The 22216-nt window shown below is 69.9% G+C and carries 21 protein-coding genes; 9 read left to right on the forward strand and 12 right to left on the reverse strand.

Annotated elements, in window-relative coordinates; all coding sequences use genetic code 11:
• Window positions 1-196 precede the first annotated feature (196 nt).
• On the forward strand, window positions 197-1522 hold the full coding sequence (locus AB0877_RS31040) for a ricin-type beta-trefoil lectin domain protein (protein WP_366613313.1): 1326 nt from the start codon (window positions 197-199) through the stop codon (window positions 1520-1522).
• A gap of 114 nt (window positions 1523-1636) precedes the next feature.
• Here AB0877_RS31040 and AB0877_RS31045 read toward each other — a convergent pair whose 3' ends face one another.
• A complete protein-coding gene (locus tag AB0877_RS31045; protein ID WP_366613315.1) occupies window positions 1637-2125 on the reverse strand; it encodes a hypothetical protein in 489 nt (162 codons plus the stop codon).
• 536 nt (window positions 2126-2661) lie between these two features.
• Between AB0877_RS31045 and AB0877_RS31050 the strand changes: the two genes are divergently transcribed.
• Both AB0877_RS31050 and AB0877_RS31055 read left to right on the forward strand, forming a co-directional pair.
• Window positions 2662-3573: a GNAT family N-acetyltransferase gene (locus AB0877_RS31050; RefSeq protein WP_366613317.1), complete on the forward strand. Its 912-nt coding sequence runs from the start codon at window positions 2662-2664 to the stop codon at window positions 3571-3573.
• A 7-nt stretch (window positions 3574-3580) separates the two neighbouring features.
• Window positions 3581-3757 (forward strand): hypothetical protein, encoded by a 177-nt coding sequence (locus AB0877_RS31055; RefSeq protein ID WP_366613319.1) that lies wholly within the window; start codon window positions 3581-3583, stop codon window positions 3755-3757.
• On the opposite strand, the gene AB0877_RS31060 is transcribed toward AB0877_RS31055, so the two are convergent.
• Entirely contained in the window at window positions 3724-4128 is a 405-nt protein-coding gene (locus AB0877_RS31060; RefSeq protein ID WP_366613321.1) for a hypothetical protein, read from the reverse strand. The two genes, AB0877_RS31055 and AB0877_RS31060, sit on opposite strands and share 34 nt — an antisense overlap.
• A 293-nt stretch (window positions 4129-4421) precedes the next feature.
• On the opposite strand from AB0877_RS31060, the gene AB0877_RS31065 reads away from it, so the two are divergent.
• Window positions 4422-4622 carry a hypothetical protein gene (locus tag AB0877_RS31065; protein ID WP_366613323.1) on the forward strand — a complete coding sequence of 67 codons (201 nt, stop codon included), beginning with the start codon at window positions 4422-4424 and terminating at the stop codon, window positions 4620-4622.
• Here AB0877_RS31065 and AB0877_RS31070 read toward each other — a convergent pair.
• The 3 genes from AB0877_RS31070 to AB0877_RS31080 all read right to left on the reverse strand — a co-directional run bounded on the left by AB0877_RS31070 (window position 4609) and on the right by AB0877_RS31080 (window position 7472).
• The gene (locus AB0877_RS31070; RefSeq protein ID WP_366613325.1) at window positions 4609-5445 is read right to left on the reverse strand and encodes a CPBP family intramembrane glutamic endopeptidase; all 837 of its coding nucleotides are present in this window, start codon (window positions 5443-5445) and stop codon (window positions 4609-4611) included. The genes AB0877_RS31065 and AB0877_RS31070 overlap by 14 nt on opposite strands.
• A gap of 273 nt (window positions 5446-5718) precedes the next feature.
• Window positions 5719-6321 carry a response regulator transcription factor gene (locus AB0877_RS31075; protein ID WP_366613327.1) on the reverse strand — a complete coding sequence of 201 codons (603 nt, stop codon included), beginning with the start codon at window positions 6319-6321 and terminating at the stop codon, window positions 5719-5721.
• Window positions 6318-7472 carry a histidine kinase gene (locus AB0877_RS31080; protein ID WP_366613329.1) on the reverse strand — a complete coding sequence of 385 codons (1155 nt, stop codon included), beginning with the start codon at window positions 7470-7472 and terminating at the stop codon, window positions 6318-6320. The genes AB0877_RS31075 and AB0877_RS31080 overlap by 4 nt, the downstream gene beginning before the upstream one ends.
• A gap of 107 nt (window positions 7473-7579) precedes the next feature.
• On the opposite strand from AB0877_RS31080, the gene AB0877_RS31085 reads away from it, so the two are divergent.
• The 3 genes from AB0877_RS31085 to AB0877_RS31095 are packed head-to-tail and all read left to right on the forward strand — an operon-like array spanning window position 7580 to window position 9884.
• Window positions 7580-8461, forward strand: a complete 882-nt coding sequence (locus tag AB0877_RS31085) for an ABC transporter ATP-binding protein (RefSeq protein ID WP_366613331.1) — start codon at window positions 7580-7582, stop codon at window positions 8459-8461.
• Window positions 8462-8487: 26 nt separating this feature from the next.
• Window positions 8488-9207, forward strand: coding sequence for an ABC transporter permease (locus AB0877_RS31090; protein WP_366613333.1), 720 nt, complete (start codon window positions 8488-8490; stop codon window positions 9205-9207).
• A complete protein-coding gene (locus AB0877_RS31095) occupies window positions 9204-9884 on the forward strand; it encodes a GPP34 family phosphoprotein (RefSeq protein WP_366613335.1) in 681 nt (226 codons plus the stop codon). Before AB0877_RS31090 ends, AB0877_RS31095 begins: the two co-directional genes overlap by 4 nt.
• 354 nt (window positions 9885-10238) lie before the next feature.
• Here the strand turns inward: AB0877_RS31095 and AB0877_RS31100 are convergent, their stop codons facing one another.
• Window positions 10239-11441: a low temperature requirement protein A gene (locus AB0877_RS31100; RefSeq protein WP_366613337.1), complete on the reverse strand. Its 1203-nt coding sequence runs from the start codon at window positions 11439-11441 to the stop codon at window positions 10239-10241.
• A 238-nt stretch (window positions 11442-11679) separates the two neighbouring features.
• On the opposite strand from AB0877_RS31100, the gene AB0877_RS31105 reads away from it, so the two are divergent.
• Both AB0877_RS31105 and AB0877_RS31110 read left to right on the forward strand, forming a co-directional pair.
• Entirely contained in the window at window positions 11680-13890 is a 2211-nt protein-coding gene (locus AB0877_RS31105) for a hypothetical protein (protein ID WP_366613339.1), read from the forward strand.
• Between the two features lie 132 nt (window positions 13891-14022).
• Entirely contained in the window at window positions 14023-15108 is a 1086-nt protein-coding gene (locus AB0877_RS31110; RefSeq protein ID WP_366613341.1) for a hypothetical protein, read from the forward strand.
• 91 nt (window positions 15109-15199) lie between these two features.
• Here the strand turns inward: AB0877_RS31110 and AB0877_RS31115 are convergent, their stop codons facing one another.
• The 6 genes from AB0877_RS31115 to AB0877_RS31140 form a co-directional block, all read right to left on the reverse strand.
• Entirely contained in the window at window positions 15200-15613 is a 414-nt protein-coding gene (locus AB0877_RS31115; protein WP_366613343.1) for a nuclear transport factor 2 family protein, read from the reverse strand.
• Between the two features lie 176 nt (window positions 15614-15789).
• A complete protein-coding gene (locus AB0877_RS31120) occupies window positions 15790-17688 on the reverse strand; it encodes a CocE/NonD family hydrolase (protein ID WP_366613345.1) in 1899 nt (632 codons plus the stop codon).
• A gap of 205 nt (window positions 17689-17893) precedes the next feature.
• Window positions 17894-18472 carry a TlpA disulfide reductase family protein gene (locus AB0877_RS31125; protein WP_366613347.1) on the reverse strand — a complete coding sequence of 193 codons (579 nt, stop codon included), beginning with the start codon at window positions 18470-18472 and terminating at the stop codon, window positions 17894-17896.
• Entirely contained in the window at window positions 18469-18903 is a 435-nt protein-coding gene (locus tag AB0877_RS31130) for a hypothetical protein (protein ID WP_366613349.1), read from the reverse strand. Before AB0877_RS31130 ends, AB0877_RS31125 begins: the two co-directional genes overlap by 4 nt.
• Window positions 18904-18988: 85 nt before the next feature.
• A complete protein-coding gene (locus AB0877_RS31135; RefSeq protein ID WP_366613351.1) occupies window positions 18989-21031 on the reverse strand; it encodes a M6 family metalloprotease domain-containing protein in 2043 nt (680 codons plus the stop codon).
• An 87-nt stretch (window positions 21032-21118) separates the two neighbouring features.
• Window positions 21119-22126 (reverse strand): dihydrodipicolinate synthase family protein, encoded by a 1008-nt coding sequence (locus AB0877_RS31140; RefSeq protein ID WP_366613353.1) that lies wholly within the window; start codon window positions 22124-22126, stop codon window positions 21119-21121.
• Window positions 22127-22216: the final 90 nt, after the last annotated feature.

Genomic DNA, 22216 nt, shown 5'->3' on the forward strand with positions numbered 1-22216 from the left:
GAGCCGCCGGGCGGCCAGGACCGGAACCACGTAGGCCAGGCCGTTGACCAGGATCCCGGCCAGGGTGACGCTGACCCCGGCAGCGCCGAGGCCCGCCTTCTCGCTCCCCCACCACCAGGAGGTACCGACAGTGCGAGGACCCGCAGACCACCCTCCGCCCACGGGGAACACCACGGCCGACCGAGTGTCGACCGGTGTGAGGGGCCGACTGTTCACGCTCGCCGCGGCCGGGATCGCCGCCGCGGTCGGGTTGCTCACCATCACCCTGGCGACCGGGTCGGCGTCGGCCGCCGACAACCCGTACCAGCGGGGCCCGGACCCCACCCGGACCAGCGTCACCGCCGTGAACGGCCCCTTTGCCAACGCCGCAGTCAGCGTCCCGACCGGGTACGGCTTCAACGGCGGCCGAATCTACTACCCGACCGACACCAGCCAGGGAACCTTCGGGGCCATCGCGATCTCGCCGGGTTACACGGCGCTGTTCTCCGCCGAGCTGGCCTGGATGGGACCGTGGCTGGCGTCCCACGGTTTCGTCGTGATCGGCATCGAGACCAACAGCCGCAACGACTTCGACACGGCCCGTGGCACCCAGTTGCTCGCCGCACTGGACTACCTCACGCAGCAAAGCCCCGTACGCGACCGGGTCGACCCCAACCGGTTGGCGGTCGCCGGTCACTCGATGGGCGGCGGCGGCGCGCTGAGCGCAGCCACCCGACGCCCGTCGTTGAAGGCAGTGGTCGGCATCGCGCCGTACTCGCCGTCGTCGAACCTGGCCAACGACCGGGTCCCCACCATGATCTTCGCCGGTCAGGCGGACACGGTGGTCACCCCGTCCTACGCCACCGGCCTGTACAACAGCCTCCCGGCCACGACGGAAAGCGTCTACGTGGAGGTCGCCGGCGCGGATCATGGCTTCATGGTCGGGCGGTCGAACCCGGTGATGGTCCGGACCATGCTGCCGTTCGTCAAGATGTTCATCGACAACGACACCCGGTACAGCCAGTTCCTCTGCCCCCTGCTGGACTCCAGCGGCGTGGTCACCTACCGCAGCACCTGCCCGTTGCTGCCCTCGACGCCGACCCCGACCGATCCGCCCACCGACCCGCCCACCGACCCGCCGACCAACCCGCCGGGCTCCGCCAGTGAGATCGTCGGCACCCAGTCCGGCCGGTGCGTCGACGTGCCCAACGCCTCCCGTAACAACGGCACCCGGGTCCAGCTCTACAACTGCAACAAGCAGACCAACCAGGCCTGGACCTACACCTCGAACAAACAACTCCAGGTGTACGGAAACATGTGCCTCGACGCGGCCGGCACCGGCAACGGCGCGGCGGTGCAGATCTACAGCTGCCACGGCCAGACCAACCAGCAGTGGAACGTCAACTCCAACGGCACCATCAGCGGCGTGCAGTCCGGACGATGCCTGGACGTCTGGAGCACCGCCAACGGCGCCCAGATCCAGCTCTACGACTGCCACGGCCAGACCAACCAGCAGTTCCGGCTCGCCGCCCTCGCGCGTTGATCACGGCCGACTCCGCGCAGCACCTGTTCGCGGGTGTGCGGGTCGACCAGCGACAGGGCGAGATCCAGCACGACTGCAACGGGCGGACCCGGCGCGATGCCGGGTCCGCCCGCTTCACGTGCCCGGACGGCGACGACGCCCGGCGTCCCGGACGAGCGTCAGGGCGATGACGAGAAGGCCGAGCAGGGCGACGACGGCGTTGGCGGTTGTCAGGAACACCTTCTCGCCGGGAGTGGCGTGGTGCAGGTGGGTCAGGTGGAAGAAGAGGTGGGGTATGGCGAAGGTGGAGAAGGCCGCCGCCGCCGGGATGGTGAACGCCGCCCGAGGCACCACGAGCGCGGTGCCGAGGACGACGGCCAGGCCGAGGGTGGCGCCGCCGAAGTCACGCGCGTAGTGCTCACTGAACGGCGGAGTGAGGCTGACGGTCGGGAAGTTGTCGTAGAAGCTTTCGGGAAAGACCTGGTTCCAGAACCCGACAACGAGTTCGTCGAGGAAGAGGACGGCCAGGGCGATCCGAATCAGCGCGGTCAGCGCGGTGTCCCGCCCACCTGGTGACCGTGCCTGCCGTACGGCCGGGGTGGGTGACCTGCCGTCGTCGTTCATCGGGTCCGCCCGGCGGTGTTCCGCGTCTGCGGGCCGGCCAGCCGCTGGCCGGGACGTCCGAGTCCGCCGGTCCGGCCAGCTACCCCGACTCGCACTGAGCTACCTCCCGATCCGCCTCGCCGTCACGCCGCAGGAGTGCGTCACCCGGGGTGACAGAGTTCGACAGCTGTGGTGTCCCTGCTGGTTCTACCTCTTCGGGACTTCCCACTGCGGCGAAAACTGACCAAACCACCCCAGAGAGCCCTCACCTGCGACGATCCGCGGTGCCTGGCACCTGTGTCGGCGAACCTGCCGGCGCTACCCGTGCGAGTGGGATCTCGTTGCTGCGTTCGGACGCCCCGGGCCCGCTCGGCCGCGCTGATGCACCCGACATCGGCCCCTCCGAAGCGCCTTCGGTGGCCACACCGGGTGAACCCAGCCCCCGCGCCACTCGCGGCGGTGTACCCCGCCCGACCGAGACCAACCGTGGGCCCGCCGCACTGTTGATGCGGAAAATCCGGTGTCGATCTCTGGTGGGTGGTGGCTAGCGTACGCAAATGAGCATCGTCCCGAGGACCGGCTTGCGGCTGCGCTTCCTCAGCGACCCGGGCGAGTTCCTGGCCGTCGCGGGTGACCACCTGGGCGCCGATCCGGTCGTCAGCACGGTCGTGACCACCATCGCGCACCGGCAGTTGTCGCAGCAGGCCGAGGGGATCCCGCAGCCCGACCGTGACTGGTGGCTGGTGATCAGCGACGACTCCGGCGCGGTCGTCGGCGCCGGAATGCGCTCGGCGCCGTACGCCCCCTATCCGCCGTTCCTGCTGCCCATGCCCGACGAGGCGGCCGTCGCGCTGGCCCACGCGCTGCACGAGCGCGGCGAGGAGGTCCTCGCGGTCAACGGCGCCCTGCCCGCGGTCGATCTGTGCGCCGCCGCGCTGGCCCAGCGCGGCGGGGGTGAAGTCCGGGTCAACCGGCACACCCGGCTGCACCAGCTCGGCGAGCTGACACCGCCGCCGCCAGCGCCCGGCAGCCTGGTGACCGCGACCGTGGACGACGCGCGACTGGCCACCGAGTGGCTCGCCGCGTTCATGGGCGACGCCGACGAACAGGCGGGCCGCCCGCGCGGTGCCAGCGCACACGAAGCGCCCGACCATGCGGAGGTGCTGCGCCGCATCCACGCCGGACGACTGTGGTTCTGGCTCGACGAGACCGGGGAGCCGGTGCACCTCACCGGCGCCAACCCACCGTCGTTCGGGGTGGCCCGACTGGGCCCGGTCTACACGCCGCCGGCCCAACGGGGGCGCGGTTGGGCCAGCAACGCGGTCGCCGAGGTCTCCCGCCGAATCCAGGCCGAGGGTACCCAGGTCTGCCTCTTCACCGACCAGGCCAACCCGACGTCGAACAAGATCTACGCCGCCCTCGGCTTCCGGCCGGTCGTCGACATGGCCAACCTGGTCATCGTCCGATGAGCAGCTGGTGGAGCGGATCCTGTCGCAGGCCGTAAAGCACTGGGCCAGCCCGTTCGGCCAACCAGAGTTCAAGGTGCTGCTGCTCTGCGACCGCGACGACGAGGCGGCGCTGTTGCGGCAGGAGGTTGGCCGCGCGGACGACGGTGCGCCTCAGCGAGACGACTTCGCTGATCGCCGGCCGTAGGAAACGGTTGTCCCGATCAGAAATGCCGCTCCGGCGAAGAAGTAGGTGTTGATGGCGATGCCGGTCCAGAACTCGCCAGTGGAGACGTCCGCCACCCCCACGAAACCACCGCGACGGACACCGCTGACCATCACATAGTTCTCGGCCATTCCTGGCACACCCCGGATGACGAGCAGCACGCTGCCGAACACCAGTGGGGTCAGAAGTAGCCACCGGGGAAGATGTCGCGCCGGCGGGCGGACGGTGGCCAGAACGACGGCTGCTCCGAGCGCCGACATCGAGATGAGCACCACGTTGAAGATCACGTAGGCCCTCATGCCCCACGGTCCGTCGCCGGTTGGATCGCGCCCAGGGAAGAACACCAGGATCACGTGGGACACCACAAAGACGATCAACCAAGCCACGGCGCCGTACGCCCAGCGACGACTACTGAAAGTGGGCATACCAACACCCTCGCCACGCCGACAGCGTGACGCCTCCCTCCCTGGGGCGGTTCCACTCACCCAGGAGAGCGAGGTGCGGGAGCACGGGTGCGCCACTGAGATACTCGGTCGGTGATCTCTGCGGCAGCGGACGACTGTCCACCCGAGGGCGACGACGCCGAACCCGTCGGCCTTGACTGGGAGCAAATCCGCAGACCCGCAGGCAGAGCCTGCTCGCTCTGATGCACACTGCTCGACTTCACGGCCGGGTGGATGCGGTCACCCTGGAGCTGCTCCACGGACTGCTGCACGACCGCACCCCGATCAGCGCCGGGAGCCGATACGAGCTGTGGGGCACGGCTAACCAGACGGTCGGCGACCTCAAGACGTTCCTCCCGTCCGAGCAGCTGCCCGCCTGGGTGAACGCCTTCACCGACTCCTGACGGCCCGCGGCCGGGCTCGCCGCTCGCGCAGCCAGACCAGCACCACCATGGCGACGTTGACGGCGCCGAGGATCAGCAGGGACGCGTCACCGGAGTCGGTGGACCGGTCGATCGCGAATGCCTCGCCGTCTGCCATCACCGTGTTGACGGTCGTGAACAGGACGTTGTTGGCGACGTGGAAGGCAACCGGTGCCTCGATGCCACGGCTGATGATGGCCATCAGGCCAGTGCTGACCCCGATCACGGTGTAGTAACCGAACAACCAGGGATCAGCCGACCCGTGGACCACGGCGAAGCCCAGGCCGGACACGACGAGCCCGACGACCAGGGCGGGGCGCACCGCACGCACCCAGGACGCGGCGGCGGGCAGCACCGCACTGCGGAACATCAACTCCTCGCCGACGGCCTGCGCCGGGGTGGTCAGCACGATGATCGCCAGCATGCCGGTCGTCGTGCCGGTGACACCGAAGGCGGTCCAGCCCGGTGCGTCGGGCGCGACCAGCGCCACGACACCGATCCCGGCACCCACCAGCAGCGCCGCCGCGATCAGGTAGTACGTCAGGCGGCGAGCGTCGAAGGCTCGGGGTGCACTGATCAGGCTGCGCCACGGCACCCTGGCGATCCAGACCAGGAGCAGGATCGCCAGGGCGCCCGCCGTGCCGATGCTGAGGTTGACGGCCAGGAACTTCAACGGCGTGAGGGTGGCTGACATCGGGTCGTCGCTGCCCTCGACGACGCCCACGAGCTGGTAGAGCAGAACCTGTAGCACCACCATCGTCAGCGGCGGCACGCCGATGACCACCAGCGGCTTCCACCAGCTCATCCGAAGGTGGGCACCGAACGGCCGGGAGGTGTCGACGGCCGGCCGGGGATGCTCCGGCGTCTGGGGGCGCGAGCCTCCCCCATCAGAAGGGCTCGTCCCTGTCCAGGGTTGCGCGGCTCTGGGGGCGTTCATCGGGGAGCTTCCTCTCGACGGTGTGAAGCTCCCATTGCAGCGCTCATGGCGCTTCGCCGTCAGTGCCACCGCGTCACCACGTCACCGTGACATTTCGTTGAAGTCACGCCCCACGGACACGTTCGGTGAGGGTTGACGCACCTACAGCCAGTCGTGTTCGCGGGCGTAGCGGGCCGCTTCGTGGCGGGTCCGGGTCTGCGTCTTGCGCATCGCGTTGGAGAGGTAGTTGCGGACGGTACCCGGAGCCAGGTGGAGCCGAGTGGCGATGTCGGCGACCGAGTAGCCCTCGCCGGTGACCCGCAGGACGTCGGCTTCACGCTCGGTGAGGGGAGAGTCCTCGGTGACGGCGAGCACGGACACGTCGGGGTCGATCCAGCGTTTCCCCGCGTGCAGGGTGGCGATGACCGAGGTGATGTGGGCTGGCTCGGCGGACTTGCTGACGAAGCCCTGGACGCCGAGCTTCAGCGCCTTGCGCAGCACGCCGGGGCGGGCATGCCGGGTCAGCATGAGGATCACCTGCTCCGGTCGTTCGCGGCGAATCTCGGCGACCGCGCCCAGGCCGTCCACGCCCGGCATCTCCAGGTCGATGACCAGCACGTCGGGCCGGTGCCGCAGGGTGGCGGCGATCGCCGTCCGGCCGTCCTGCGCCTCGGCGAGAACGGTGATGTCGCCCTCCAACGGCAGCAAAGCGGCCAGGGCCGTGCGCAGCAGCGCCTCGTCGTCGGCGAGCACGATGGTGGTCATCGGTCGTCCTTCCCGGTAGCCGTCGGGCCCGCATCGGCTGCGACGGGTGGGAAGGTCGCCGCGGTCAGGAACTGCCCGTCGCTCTGCTCGACGGACAGCTCACCTCCGTCGCCCGCCACCCGTTGCCTCAGCGCCGCCAGACCCCTGAGCTGCGGGGGCGCGCTGGCGGTCACGCCGTCGTTGACGATGGTGATGCCCGATGCGGCGAGCGTGATCTGCACCTGGGTGGCCTGCGCGTGCCGCAGGATGTTCGTGGTGGTCTCCCGCAGCACCTGCCCGAGCAGTTCGCTGGCGCGGGCGTCGACCTCGGCCTCCCGGGTCACCCGGACCCGGATGCCGGCGGCCTCGAACAGGTTCTTCGCGTTCTCGATCTCCGCGGTGAGGTTGAGTCGCCGCTGCGCGTAGGCGAGTTCCTTCGTCTGCGCGATGGTGTCGCTGACCAGCGTGTACGTCTCCCGCAGCTCCTTCTCCACCCGAGCGGTGTCGCGCAGCAGCAGCCGCTGGGCCAGGGCGATCTTCAGCTTGACCACGTGCAGGGTGTGGCCCTGGATGTCGTGCAGGTCGCTGGCGAACCGCACCCGCTCCCGGACCACCGCCAGCTCCGCCTCGCGTTCCCGAGTCTGTTCGAGCTCCCGGATGAGGTCGTAGAACCGCTCGCCCACGACGGTGAAGACCGTCACGAGGACGGTGAGAGCGGTCGGGATGACAACGTAGGTGACCAGGACGCCCACGATGTCGTCCCGCTGCACCAGCAGCCGCGCCACGCCGACCACGGCGACGTAGGTGAACAGTCCGGCGATCGTCAGAGCCCGGTGCCGTCGCACCTCGCGCAGGGACAGCGAACCCACGGCGCAGACACCCCAGTAGGCGTTGGGGCTGCCGGTCACCAGGACCCCGAGCGGCCAGACCGCCGCTGCCACGACCACGCAGGGCAGCGCGAACCGGGCGAGGTCGTTTGCTGTCCACCGTTCGAAGGCCACCACGGCCGCCACGGCACCGGGCGCCAGGACGACGAAGTGCCACCAGGCGCGGGCGTCGTTGTAGAGCAGGATCACCGCGGCGAACACCACCGGCGGCAGTGATGTCGCGAGGTTGAGCCGGCGCAGCCTTCCCTGCGTCGACTGGGTGAAGCGCGGCGCTCTCGCGGTCACCAGGTCAGTATCCGGCAGCCAGGGGCGAGGACCAGTGACACCACGTCACTTGCGGTGATGACGTGGTGCCACTGACGGGTCGGCCGCGCCCGCGCTGTCATAGGTGCATGTCCACCACACCCGTCATCGACGTTGACCGGCTGAATCTCACCTACGGCGATTTCCACGCCGTCAAGGACCTCTCCTTCGAGGTACGACCGGGAGAGCTCTACGCGCTGCTGGGCACCAACGGAGCCGGGAAGACCTCGACCCTGGAAGTCATCGAGGGTCACCGCAGGTCGACCTCCGGCACGGTGCGTGTCTTCGGAAACAGCCCCGACGACCGTCAGGCGGTACGTCCCCGAATGGGCGTCATGCTCCAGGAGAGCGGATTCTCCCCCGACCTCACCGTCCGGGAGTCCGTGGGCCTGATCGGACGGCTCAGCGGACGCACCGACGACGTCGACCGGGTGCTCGACCTCGTCGACCTCACCGACCGATCCCGCCGCAGGGTGGCGCAGCTGTCCGGCGGCGAGAAGCGCCGACTCGACTTCGCCACCGCTGTCTACGGCACCCCAGAACTGATCATCCTCGACGAACCAACCACCGGCCTGGACATCCAGTCCCGCGACGCCGTGTGGACGATCGTCGACCGGCTCCGCGAAAACGGCGCCACCATCGTGCTCACCACCCACTATCTGGAAGAAGCACAACAACGCGCCGACCGCATCGGACTGATGCACCACGGCACCCTGCACCGCGAGGGCACGGTGGCCGAACTGACCCGTACCCTGCCCGCGGTCATCCGCTTCACCCTTCCCGCGGGGGCCCCGGCGCTGCCGGTGCAGGCCGCCGCCGACGTGGACGGGAAAGTCGTGGTCGAGACCTTCGACCTGCAGAACGACCTGCACCTCCTGCTCCGGTGGGCGCAGGACCACACCGTCGAACTGCAGGGCCTGGAAGCCGGGCCGACCCGCCTCGACGACGTCTTCCGCGCCATCAACAACTGACCCCCCGTCTCGACAGGAGCGCCACCGTGTTGCCCATCGCCGCCAGCGAACTGATCCAGATCTTCCGCAACCGACTGGTCCTGATCACCAGCCTCATCATCCCCGTCGTCGTCAGCGCGTACTTCGTGCGCCAACACGACACCTTCGCCGATCTCGGCAGCCTCGGCTACATCGCCGCGATCATCCTGTTCACGATCACCGCCTTCGGGCTCTACACCACCGCCGTCACCACCCTGGCATCCCGACGCCAGAACCTCTTCCTCAAACGCCTACGCTCCACCGCGGCAAGCGACACCAGCATCCTCGCCGGCCTGCTCCTGCCCGTCGTCGTCCTCGCCATGATCCAGGTGACCGCGATCCTGACCGCCCTGGCTGTGGTCGCCGGCGCACCGGCGAACATCGCCCTGCTCGTGGTCGCGACCATCGCCACCCTGGCCATGATGATCGCCCTGGCGTTGGCCACGGCCGGGCTGACGAACTCACCCGAACACGCTCAGGTCACCACCCTGCCCGTCACCCTCGGCGTGATCGCCGTGGCCAGTTGGGTCGGCATCACCGGCACCGAGAATCTCGCCGGGCTCAAGCGGCTGCTGCCCGGCGGCGCGGCCACCGAACTGACCATGAACGCCTGGAACGGCGGCATCGCCGTCACCGATTCGCTTGCCCTGTTCGCGCCCACTCTCGGCTGGGTAGTCGTCGCCGTAGCCCTGGCCACCCGACTCTTCCGCTGGGAGCCCCGCCGATGACCACCGAAGCCCGGCCGACAACGCCGACAGTCGTGGAAGATCTCCTGCTGCTCCTGTTCCAACCCGACTCCGGCACCATCGCGGGCGAGAACACCCTCTACTACGTCCTCGGCGGGGCGGTTCTCGCGGACCTCGCCCTCGGCGGTCACCTGAGCGCCGAGGGCCGGGGTCGGGTCAGCAGCCTTGCAGGTCGCCCACCCTCGGACGACCTCCTACGGCCGGCGTGGGACTACCTCGCCAAGAAACCGAGAGGGGTGCAGACAGCCCTGGCCGCGGTCGGTCCCGGCCTGCGCAAGCCGGTGTTGGAGCGGCTCATCGCTCGGGGCGACATCGACGAGGAGCCCCGTAAGGTGCTCGGCCTGTTCCGGACGACGGCCCTACGGGAGGGCAGAACCGAACGCCGGGCCCGCCTGCTCGCCGACGTCCGGCAGGTCCTCGTGGACGGTGCGCAGCCGCAGGCCCGTGTCGCCGCGCTCGCGGCGCTGCTGTCGGCGAGCGGAACGCTCCCGCAGTTCCACCGCGAGATCCCGTGGACGTCGCCGGTCATCACACGGGCCAAGGAACTCGAGCGTGGCGACTGGGGCGCCGACGCAGCGGCGGCGGCCGTGACCCGCACCGTGACGGCCACCGTCATCAACAGCGCCGTCGCGGCCATCAGCGTGCTGCCGCGAAGTTAGCGGCGCCTGCGCGCCAGGCCGCCCGAGGGTGGCTGGCGCCTACCGCGATCAGCGCGCCGGCGAGCCTCGATCGGCGACGATGGGCGACACGGCTCCGCGGATGAGCGCACGACGTACCTGGGAGGCACCGTGATTCAGCGCCCGCAGCACCAACAGGGACGGTGCCCCGTCTGTAAACGCCTCGTCCCCCTCACCGCTGACGGCGGGGTTGCGCGGCACAACGGCACCATTCGTGCCTACGCCCCGCCCGAAGAATGCCCCGGGGGTGGACAGCGAGCGGAAACCACGGGGTCATGAGCAGACAGCCGGACGATGTCCGACCCGTCTCCTCAGGCGGGACCGGCTTGTCGCCACTCACTGTCTGGGATTGCGCGGGTGCGGTCCCTCGGGCGGTTTTCCCCTGGCGTGGACGGCGTCGGAGGCGGCGATGCCGGCGAGGACGGCGACGGCGGTGACGGCCACGGCCAGCGGCGGTAATGGGATCATGAACGGCGAGGCGGCGGCGAGCGCCAGAGCGCCGATGATGCGGGAGCGGGACACCCGGCTGAACACGGCATGTTCCACCAGGGCGCGCCCGATCAGGAAAAGCATCGGTCCGCCGAGAACAACGAGGATCCACGCCGCGTGGTTCTCCCCGAACGGATGTTCGATCACGATTTCGTATCCGACGGCGACGACGACGATCCCGACGACCATGAGTACGTGGGCGAGGAAAGCCTCCCGAATCAGGTGCGCGGGCTCTTTGGCAGCCCTGATGGCTTCGGGTAACAGTTGGCCTGCTCTGAAAATGTAGACGCGAAACAGCAGCACGGTCGTGATGAATGCGACCGCGAAGGCGGCTGCGGCTCCGCCGCCCCGGAACGAGGTGTCGCTGTAGGCCGAGCCGGTCGTCAGAATCAGTTCGCCGAGGGCGATGATGAAGAACTGCTGGTAGCGCTCGGACAGGTATTCGGCCAGGACCGGCCACTGCCGTGGGGTGGGGCGGGACCAGGGCGCGGGATAGAACAGCAGCAGTGCCGTGCCGTCGATGGCGATCGCGAGCGTCCAGAGCACGCCGCGGACCGTGTCCGTCATGATCGCGCCGGCGATCCACGGCACGGCCGACAGGGTGAACCAGAAGAACACTCCTGCTGCTCGGCGCTGAGCTTCGTGGCCGCGCAGTATCGGCACTATTACCAGACCGCGGATGATGTGGACCGCGACGCACGCACCAGCGAAGGCCAGACCGCGGTCAGCGAACGCCTCCGGCACCGCGACTGCCATCATCATCGCGCCGAGCATGGCCGTGTAGACCAGCACCTGAAGCTGGGGCCGCTGCGGATCGTAGAGGTCGGTGACCCATGCCGTGACGAACCACAGCACCATGAAGGCCAGCAGCAACAGGAGCATCTGGGCGGCGTCGACGAGCACGATCCGCCGCTCGGTCAACTCCTCGACGATCTGCTGTGAGACGCGATTGAGAGCGAAGACGAATACCAGGTCGAAGAAGAGTTCCAGAAGGCTTGGTCGCTGCGGTTGACCCGGTTTTCGAAGCAGCGCTGCTGCCCTTGTCGACATGGGCCGCCCATTCCTGCCGGCTTCGCCCTTCGGGGTAATTGGTACCACGCCGGGCAGGCCAGCGAGTCGATACCCGCAGAATGCCCGGCGAAATCGCTGCCCGGGATGTCGACCTCGCGGCCCCGGGCACGGGGTTGCATCTTCCTTCGCGGGGTACGCCCGTTGGGCCACACGGGCGCCGTCGGATCACCCGAGCGGGTCGGTGTGAGCCTCGTACACGCCGGGGGGCCGCTACCGGATGGATCATCGAGACGGGGGCGGGCACGCCGGGGCCGACGGCTTGGTGGAACTGCGGGTGCACGGGGTGTCCGCCACCGGCCCGGATGACCTGCTGGATCGACCGCACGTGCAGCAGGTGGCGGGTGACCACCGGGGCGGCTTCTACCGGCCGCGGCCGGAGAACCGCGAGGACGGCGAGGCGGGCGCGGTGACGCTCGAGGCCTACCGCTGGAACAACCTGCCCGCCGGCAACGCGCTGCGAACGCTGTCGATGGTGATCCTGTTGCCCTTCATGCTGATCAACCTCGCCATCTGGATGCGTCCCGCCGGAGCCGGCTCCGACCCGGTGATCAAGGCCCTGTGCCGGTTGTTGGCGCTCACCCTGACCTTGATGTACGTGCTGAGCATCGTGGGGGTAGCGCTGGACGTGGTCGCGTGGAAGTGCATGTCCTCAGCGGAGTGCCTGGCCGGCCGTAGTTGGCTCTCCTGGCTCGGGGGGCGTCCTGCCGGACTACGCCTGGCGGTGCTCGCACTGGCACCCGCTGCGGGCATCAGCCTGGTGTGGGGGCTCAGCGCCCGCCCGGCACTTCCCGCTGACGTCTTCCGCGCGGCCGACCAGCCTCGTGCGGCGGACCGGCTCACCGCCGTCGGCCGGTGGGACAACGAGCCGCTGGTCGGTCGACTGCGCTCGATTCACGTCGCGGCGGCGTTTGCCGTGCTGGACCTCAGCCTGCTCGGAGCCCGCTCCGCACAGGGTCTGTCGATCGTCACCGTCGCGCTGACGGCAGCCGCCGGGCTTCTGCTGATCACCTGCGCGGTTCTGCTCTGCACCCCACCTCTGACCATGCCCACGGAGTTGCGGCTCGACCGATTGGTCGGCGCGCTCCGCACGATCGCCCTCGCTCTGACCGTGCTGGTCTGGATCCTCGTCCTGACCAGCTCGGACTCCTGGCCGGAGCGGAACGGGCTGCCCGGCTACAACCTGACCATCGTCGGGCTGTTCATCGGTCAGGCAGTGCTGCTGGCCGCCCTGGGGGTGGTGCTGTTCTGGCACCGGGGTCGAGATCCCGATGTCGCGCCCACGCTCGGGTTCGGCGCCCTGGCGAGCTCCGTAGCCGCGATCAGTCTGGCGATCACGTTCTCCGCTGAGCTGGTCTATCGCGTGTCCGACTTTCTGAACAGGGGCGCGCCCACCGCCGAGGCGTTGATAACCAGCCCGCCCCGTGCCTGCGTCTGGGCGATTCTCGGCTTCTCGCTGGCGGTGCTGGTGACGCTGGCCGTCGCCGGCGTGGTGTCCGTGGCGTCACGACCGGGACGGTTCCGGGCCGCGTCGGCCAGCGTTGCTCGTGACTTTCCGGACGCGCCGGCCGATGCCACACCGCGACTGCGGCAGGTGCGCAAAACCCTGGCCCGGGCCCGGTTCACCGAGCGGCTGTTGCCGCTTGCGGTGCTCTACGCCTGCCTCGCCGGGATCGGTATGGCAGCGGTCGCGCTCGGCCTGCTGCCGACGCCTCCCGGCGAACTGGTCCAGCGCTACGTCGGGTTGCCGGTCAGCTTCGTCTACTTCGTCATCGGTGTCGGCAGCTATCTGATCGCCGCCCTCATCCTCGGCCTGGTCATCGGTGGAATCTTCGCCCATCACACCCCCGGGTTCCGCCGGTACGTCGGCGTGCTGTGGGACCTGGGCACGTTCTGGCCCAGAGCCGCGCACCCGTTCGCGCCACCGTGCTACGCCGAACGTGCCGTTCCCGAACTGACCTGCCGGATCACCCACCTCGTCGACTCCGGCAACGCGGTGGTGCTCACCGGGCACAGCCACGGCTCCGTCCTGCTCGCCGCGACACTGCTTCAACTGCCGCCGCGGGTCACCGACCGGGTCGGGCTGCTGACCCACGGGTCGCCCCTTCGACGGTTGTACGCCCGCCTCTTCCCCGCGTACGTCAGTGACGAGGTGATCCACGAGATCGCCGACCGGGTGGACTGGCGGTGGGTGAATCTGTGGCGGGAAACCGACCCCATCGGGGGTCGCGTCTTTGCACGGCACGGCCCCGACAAGGCATCCGCGGCGTCCGACCGGGAGGCAACCGTGGACCGGCGGCTACGCGACCCGTACGCCGTCACACCTCCGTCCGGCGACATCTTCCCGCCAGCGATCAAAGGACACCGGCCGTGCGAATCCGAGAAGGCGTTCACTGACGCGGTGCGCGACCTGGCCGACCAACTCCGCTGAGCAGGCGGTCGCGCGCCGGCTGCTCCGCGTCGGTCTCACAGCCGACACCGGAGCGCGATGTAGCCGACTGTGACCATTGAATCACCGCGCGCACACTCCTCTCCGACATGTTCCCGTCGACTGGAGGAACAGATGCGTCTCCGATCGTTCGTCACCACGGCACTGGCGGCCGTCCTGGCCGCCGGCGCACTCGCGCCGCCCACGCCGGCCGCGGCGGCCACCGCCGACCGCTGGGGCTTCGCGTACGTCAAGGACCCCACCGTCCCGGTCTGGACCGTGCTGGACACCAGCCGGCAGTGGGGCAGCTGGAAGACCGCCTTCCCCGCCGCCTGGGCCGACGGCATCAAGCTCGCACCCGGCCGGTTCCAGGTCCGTTTCCCACAGATCGGTGCCAGCTCACGTGGCGTACCGCACGTGACCCCGGTGAACCGGACCGGTCACTACTGCGAGGTGGTCCGCTGGTTCCAGTCCGGCACCGACGAGATCGTCGACGTGCAGTGCCACCGGCCGGGCGGCACGCGCGAAGACACTCCGTTCACAGTGCTCTGGACGACCAGCTCGGGCGTACTGCCGGCCGGCACCTCCCACGCGTACGTGCAGTGGAGCAGCGGCCTGGTGGCGCAGTCGTACAACTCCACCGGCGGCGTGAACACGGTCGGGCCGCTGGGCGTCGGGCAGTACCTGGTGCGGCTGCCCGGGGTGGGACTGGCCGATCTGCTGGCCGGCAACGTGCAGGTCACCGCCGTGCAGCCGAACGCCGGTCCCCGCCGCTGCAAGGTCTACTCCTGGAACGCGGTCGGCACCGGCGTGCAGGTGTACGTCTTCTGTTACGACCAGGCAGGCGCGTTCGTCAACACCGACTTCGCCCTCTCGTACCACCGCCGGCGGCCGGTGATCGGCTCTCTCGGCCCACCCTCGTACTTCGGCTACCTGGGTACCGCCGTCGGCGGGCCGACCAACGACAACTCGGTGCTCGGCGTCGGCGCGAACACGGTGGCGCCGCTGGCGCCCTCCGGTCGCTACCTGGCGACCTTCCCGCAGATCGGCATCAAGGAGACGCACGCCCAGGTGGTGGCGCAGGGCGCCGGCAGCAACTACTGCCACCTCACCCAACCCTGGCCGTACACCACCAACGCCGACGTCGACGTGATCTGCTTCGACAACACCGGCGCGGTGACTCCGCACAGGTTCCTGGCCACCTTCACGTCCCGGCTGTGACGCCGCTCCGCGCCGGCGGTGGCACTTGCGCTGCCGCCGGCGCGGTGGTGGACCGGCGCTCGCGGTGGATCATCGACCTGGGAGGTGTGGGTCAGACGGAGGTTTCCGACGAGCGACCGGCGCTCGCCTCCCGCTGGATCTGCTCGAACTGGGCGGCCATCGCGGCGGCCAGAGTCTGCGCGGCGGACAGTGGGCGAACCATGACCGTGAACTCGTCGATCAGGCCGGCCTCGTCGAGGTGCAGGAAGTCGCAGCCTTCGACGGCGACGTCGCCGATCCTCGCCTCGAACACCAGCGCGTGATCACGACCCCCGTCACCGCTCAGCTCACGGGTGTAGCGGAAGTCCTCGAAGACCCGCAGCACGCCGCGCAGGATCGCCGCGGTGATGGCTTTTCCCGGGTAGGGCTTGAACGCCACCGGACTGCGGAAGACCACGTCGTCGGCGAGGGCCGCCGTCATGGCATCGGGATCGCGTGCTTCAACTGCCGCGCGGAAGTCGATCACCACGCCAGCGTACGGGGTTCCTCCGGCGGCCGCGTACCCAGTGTTCGTCGACCCGCAACGCGCGGCAGCCAGGTGTGGCCAGCGGTACGGCCCGGCGATCGTCCGCCCTCGCGGGAGGACTGATCGCCGGGCCGCCCCGGTGACGAGCCGCGCCGGGCGGCCCGTCGATCAGCCGGTCAGAGGCCGGCGGCGTGCGCGGCGGCGGTTCCGCCGACCACAGGCAGGACGATGTTGCTGCTCTTCAGGGAGACCTGCAGGTTCGCGGCGGTGGTGTCCGCCTGGCTGGAGTACTGCGGGTAGCTGGCGACGATGATCACGCCGATCCGGTGGCCGGGCTTGAAGACGTAGTCCTCGGGCAGCAGCGGGAAGCTGAAGTTGTACGACTCCCCCGGGACCAGTGGCACGGCGACGCGGATCGACTGCCGGTTCTGGGCGTCCAGGATGCCCTTGGTGACCAGCTCGTAGTCGGCGGTGGCCACCCGCTTCGCGGTCTGCTTGTAGCAGCCGTCGTCGGTCGGGCTGCTCTCGCCCCAGCAGTCCGATGTGTCCAGGGTGATGATCCCCTCGCCGGAGGCCCGGTGCGCGACCCGCTCGTCGGTGCCGTAGTCGACCAGGATCGCCCCGAGGTTGGTGTCGGTCTGATCGGCGGAGGCCCGCAGTTGCACCGTGGGCGTGCCGGAGATGTGCAGCGGCGCGGTCAGTGGCGCGGAGAGGAAGGCCAGCCGGTTGGGCTGCACCACGTCCGGGTTGAGGATCATGGTGTTCTGGCTCTGCGTGCGACTGTCCTGGAACGCCCCGGTCGCCGGCTTCGCGGTGGGCACCAGCCCGAGACCGCCCGCGCCGGTGGTGCCGGGCTGCAGGAACACCTCCGTGTCCGCCTTGCCGGGGATCGGCCAGTCGGCGTGGGTCTCCCACACGTCGGCGGAGCGCTCCAGGTCCACCCGTGGCTCGTCCATGATGCCGTTGGCGACACCCTGCAACCAGAAGTCGAACCAGCGGTGCAGCGTCGACACCCACACCGCGCGGCGCGAGTCGAACGGGTCGACGTGGCCCTCCTGCGACAGCCACAGCTTGCGCGGCACGTTGTTCTCCGCGAGGGCGTACCAGAACTTGCTGAAGTGGTCCGGCCGGACGTTGTCGTCGTTGAGTCCGTGGTAGAGCAGCACACTGGCGGTGACGTTGGGGACCTTCTTGACGTAGCTGCGCTCGTTCCAGAAGGCCGTGTAGTCGCCGTGCTCGTCGCCGTCGGCGGCGCCGATCGCGTCGCGCACCGGCTTGCAGTACTCCCGTCGCTCGGGGTTGGTGACCGTGTTGGCCAGCGACGACACGTAGCTGTTGCCACGGGTGACCACGCCGTTGCTGCGGACGTAGTCGTAGTACTCGGTCGGTCCGCTGATGGGCACGACGGTGGTCAGGCCCTTCACGCCGGTCACCGCCGTGGCCATGGCCAGCGAGCCGTCGTACGACTTGCCGATCATCCCCGTCCTGCCGTTGTGCCAGTCGGCCTTCACGACCTCACCGGCGGCGTTACGGGCGGTGGCCCGACCGTTGAGCCAGTTGATGGCCTGCTTGGCGCTGAGGTTGTCCTGGTTGGCGTTGGTGGTCGGGCAGCCGGTGGAGTTGTTGGTGCCGACCATGTCCAGCAGGATGACCGCGTAGCCGCGCGGCACGAAGTAGTTGTCGTAGAACAGCGGCCACTTGTCGAGCAGCCCGTCGCCGTCGAGGTCCGCCTTGCACTCGGACTCGTTGCCTCGGCAGACCGTCGAGTAGTACGGGCTGGCGTCCATCACCACGGGGGCCTTGAGCCCCTGCGCGGTGGCCGCCGGCCGCATCAGGTCGAACGCGATGATGTCGCGCAGACCGTCGTTGTCGCTGTCGAAGGTGGAGTCGATGAACAGGCGTTCCCGAATGGCGTCGGCGTAGCCGAACACCGGCTGGGTGACACCGCCCTGGACGACGACCGACGGCGGGCCGTCCGCCGCCTGCGCCTGCGGCGCCGCGCCGAGGGCGGCGGCGAGCACGGTCGCGGACAGTACGGCCACGCCGGTGCGCCAGCGCGTTCCCACTGTAGGCATGCAATCTCCTTGATGTGTCCGAGGCTGCGTACGCTACGAGCCGACGACCTCGTGCCACCACCTGCACGTGTAGGAACTTCACCGGATGTGGTTCGACGGGGCGCGGCCGTCGTCGCCGGGCATCGGCGCTCGGGGTACGCACGTGCCTCGGTGCGGCGCCGACCGGTGCCGGGTCGGCGCCGCACCGAGGTGCTGGGGGACGGGACTACGGCTGGTCGGCCAGCACCAGCTCCCGCAGCCGTCGGTCGAGGGTGGGGGCGTCCAGACCGCCCGGCCAGCCGCGGAGCAGGGCGCCGCCCTTGGCCACCAGCACGACGGCAGGTGGCTCCCGCACGGCGTACGAACGCCAGATCGTCTGCTGGTCGTCCACGACGATCGGATACTCCACCCGGTGGGCGCGGAGGTAGTCCTGGACCTCGTCGGCCTGGTCCGCGCCGGCCACGCCGACGAAGACCACCCGGTCCCGGTAGCTTCGGGCCAGCTCACTGAGGGCGGCCTGGTTGCTGGCACAGGTGGTGCACCAGGAGCTGAAGAAGGTGAGCACGACGGGGCGCTGCGCCCACAGCTCGGCGGCGGCGAACGGTGTGCCGTCGGTCAGCGCGCCGGTGAATGCCGGGGCGGCCGGGGCGGTGCCGGGCACCGGGCGCAGCGCCAGGTCGGCGGGGACCGGCCCGGGCAGCGCCGCCGCGCCGCCGACGGGCGTCGGTGCGGGCTCGGGCTCGGGCGTGCTGCATCCGCCCAGCAACGCCGCCGCGAGCACCAGCGGCAGGAGTGCCCGCCTCATGAGGGGACCACCGCCACCAGCGCCGGGCCCTCGCTGGTGTCCGGCGTCAGGTCGAGCGCCGGCTGGCCGTCCACCTCCAGCCGGTAGGAGTCCCGCTGCGGCACGCGCACACCGACGGCGAACTCGCAGTAGGTGGGTAGGCGCTCGACCCCCAGGTCCTCGGCGAAGGCGGCCACGGCGGTGCCCGCCGGCAGCCGCCCGCTGGCCAGCGCCGCTCCGTCGGGGGCGAGCACCCGGAACGATGCCCGGTTGTGGAAGTGCTGGTAGGGACCGGTACCGGCGCAGTCCACGCCCGCGGCCCGGATGTTGATGTCGCGAACAAGGACCCGGACGGTCGTCGGGGAGACCGCCTCCTCGGCAGCGCCGACGGCACCGCAGCCGGTCGCGCCGACCAGCAGCAGGGGCAGCAGAGCCATGGTGCTTCGCCGCACGTCATCCTCCTTCCGTCCGCCTGCCGGGTCCGCGGCGGCAGGCCGTCGCGGACCCGGCAGGAGCGGGGTCATCCGTGGGCGTCGGTCAGGACTTCTCGACCCGGCACTGCTTGGTCTCCGTCTTCGTCGGGTCGCTCTCCGAGGTCGCGGTGAGCTTCACGAAGCCGGTGTTCGCGGCGGCGGCGGTGGCACCCACCGACACCTTGACGGTGGTGGCCTTACCGAACTGCGCGGTGGCGAGTTGGTTGGGCAGCCAGGTCCGCCAGCCCTTGCCGGCGACCTCCGCCGACAGTCGGTAGACGTCCGACTTCAGGTACGCGCTGACGTTCTCCGGGTGCTGCTGCCCGCCGGCCGAGTACGAGCCGGTGTTGGTCAGCTCGAACGAGCAGGTCAGGCCGCGGTTGGTCGGCTTGCCGCCGCCGGTCGCCTCGCCCTTGCCCAGCGTCACTCCGTGGCTGCTCGGCCCGCCGGTGCCGTCGAGCGAACGCACCGCCACGGTGTAGGACAGCGAGCCGGCCGAGTCCCGCTTGAGGTCGATGATGTAGAAGTGCAGCCGGTTGGCCTCGTCGACGTACTCGTACTGGCTGCCGGTGTCCGCGCCGGCGTGGAACAGCGCGTCGGAGAGCTGCCGGTAGTCCCCCATGGTGATCTTCTGCGGGGTGCCGTCGGGCCGGTAGAAGTCGATCATGTCGATGTCCTGCGGGTTGGCGTCCACCACCCACTGGAACGGCGCGCTGTCGGCGTTCTTCGTCTTGCTGAGCAGCACACCGCTGTCCGGGGTGAACGAGTCCGCGCCCATCCGGTCGACGACCTCGACGGTGTAGTTGTTGAAGTTGCCACCGTCGCACAACGGGTCGGTGGTGACACCGCACGTCGGCGACAGGTCCTTGTTCAGCGCGATGTTCACGCCGCTCAGACCCTTCGGGCCGGCGTCGACCGCCCGAGCCGTGACCTGTGCGACCACCAGACCCGAGGAGGCCAACGACTCCCGCGACAACCGCAGCACGTGCTCCTCACCGAGCAGGCCGATCTTGAGCTTGTCCCGCACGGTGTGCAGTGAGCCCATCGAACCGCCGTTGGTCGGAGGGATCTGCCAGCGGGTGTGCGGACCGCCCGGGCCGTTGAAGGACCCGCGCGACATCATGCTCCAGATCCCGGTGTACGCCCTGCGCAGCGGCTCGCCGTACGGGTTGTTGTAGTTGTCGCCGATGCCCAGCAGATGGGTCAGCTCGTGGGCGTAGACGCCCATGCCGGAGCTCTCCCCCTGCGTCGAGGAGCCGCCGCCGGCGTTCGGCCACAGTGTCGCCGCCGCCTTCCACGAGGTCCAGTCCACGTAGCGGGTCTTCGCCCAGTTCGGCAGGTTCGGGTCCGGCGGGCCCCAGGCGTCCGGCACGTCCTCCTTGTTCTGGAAGATCATCTGACCGAACTCCTGCCAGGTCGACGACTCGTCCTGGCCGGCGCTGAGGATGAACACCAACTCGTACTGGTTGGCGACCTCCTCGCCGACAGCCGCCCGCCAGGCGCCCAGGCCGTCGGTGCGGATGTTCTTGCCGCAGACGTCCCCGCTCGGGCAGGCGCCCGGGTTGAACCCGTTGTCCAGACCGTACTGGTAGGACTTGGCCGGCATCTGGTACGGCCCGAACCCGGTGAGGTCGACGCCGTAGCGGCCGTTGGAGTCCTGCATCCAGTACTCGTGCAGGGTGTGACCCTTGTTGAGGGTGTTCGGGGTGTTCAGGAAGTCGTGGTAGAACGTCGGCACGTCCGCCCGGGGAATGTTGGTCGCGACGGACTGGGGGTTGCCGAAGACCGTCGATCGGGCCCGCTGGGAGACCGCGAACGTCTCGTCCGGATAGTCGAGCGCCACCAAAGCGATCTTGAAGTTGCGGACCGAGCCGGACACGCTCGGGTCGGCCCAGTTCTTGCCGGGCACGGCCTTGTAGTCGTTCCAGGTCATCGTGTCCGGGTTCTGCCAGGCCTGCGGATCGAGGACCTGGAACGGCGCGGTGCCGCCGGCCGGGTTGGCCGGGGCCGCGGCGGCCTGCGCCGCCCCGGTCGCCACGAGCGTGGTCGCCACGGCGGCGGCCAGCACGGCCCGCCTCAGCCGGGCTCGGTTGGGGGTACGGTGCACGAAATCACCTCTCGTCGGAGGAAACGCGGTGCCGGCGCCCCGGTGGGGGCTTTCGCGGAGCGCCTGTCAGCAAGCCGCGCAGCGAATCTAGGAGGGCGGGTCGGTGCCGGTCACCGTGCAGATGTCGGCAGGTGAGCCGGCCACTTCCGACACCTGAAGGACCGACGCTCCGACGGCTGCGCCAGGGGAGGCTCCGGGAACCGGTTCGGTGCTCGCCGCCAGGGCCCGCCGCACGTCGCGGCGTACCCGGTCGACGGCGGCCTCGGACAGGGGGCCGCGCGGTGGTCGGCACCGCCCTCCGAAGCGTCCGGCGCACTCCATGGCGAGCTTGACGGCCTGCACCGACTCGGGCCGGGAGGACCAACCGAGGATCGGGTGCAGTTCGGCGTAGAGCGGCAGCGCCCGGCCCAGGTCGCGGGCGACGCACAGCTCGTACAGGCGCACGGCCTGGCGGGGCAGCGCGTTGGGCAGGGTGGCGACCCATCCGGTGGCGCCGCACAGCATCAGTTCGAGCACCACGTCGTCGGCGCCGACCAGCACGTCGACGTGGGGGCAGAGGTCCCGCAGGCGATGCAACCTGCGGACGTCGCCGGTGACCTCCTTGACCGCGACGATCCCGTCGATCTCGGCGACGGTCGCCAGCAGGTCCGGCGTGAGGTCCAACCGGGTGTCGTACGGATCGTTGTGCGCGACCACCGGCAGGCCGACCGCGGCCACCTCCCGATAGTGGGCGACCACGTCGGCGGCGCGGGCGGCGGGCCCCTCGGGTGGCCGCGCCAGCACGCCGTGGGCACCGGCCTCGGCGGCCTGCTGCGTCCAGCGGCGGGCCTGCCTGCTGCCGTAGCCACCGACGCCGGGCACCACCGCGCAGCCGGGCGGCGCGGCCTGCACCGTCGCCTGAACCACGGCGGCCCGCTCGTCGTCGGTGAGCGCCCGGTACTCCCCCACCGACGCGCACGGCACGACCCCGTGGCACCCCTCGGCGGCGAGCCAGCGCACGTGTTCCTGGAGCTTGTCGACATCGACCGACAGGTCGGCGCGGAACGGCGTGGTGATGGAGACCAACACGCCCCGCCAGGGCCTACCAGTTTCCACTCGCAAGCCCCCTCTCCGCCGGCGCCGCCAGGTGTGGCGCGCCGACGTGATCCGTACCGGAACCCTAGGAACGTCCGCCGCCGCGGTCTT

Source organism: Micromonospora sp. NPDC047644, from assembly GCF_040704315.1.
GTDB lineage: Bacteria > Actinomycetota > Actinomycetes > Mycobacteriales > Micromonosporaceae > Micromonospora.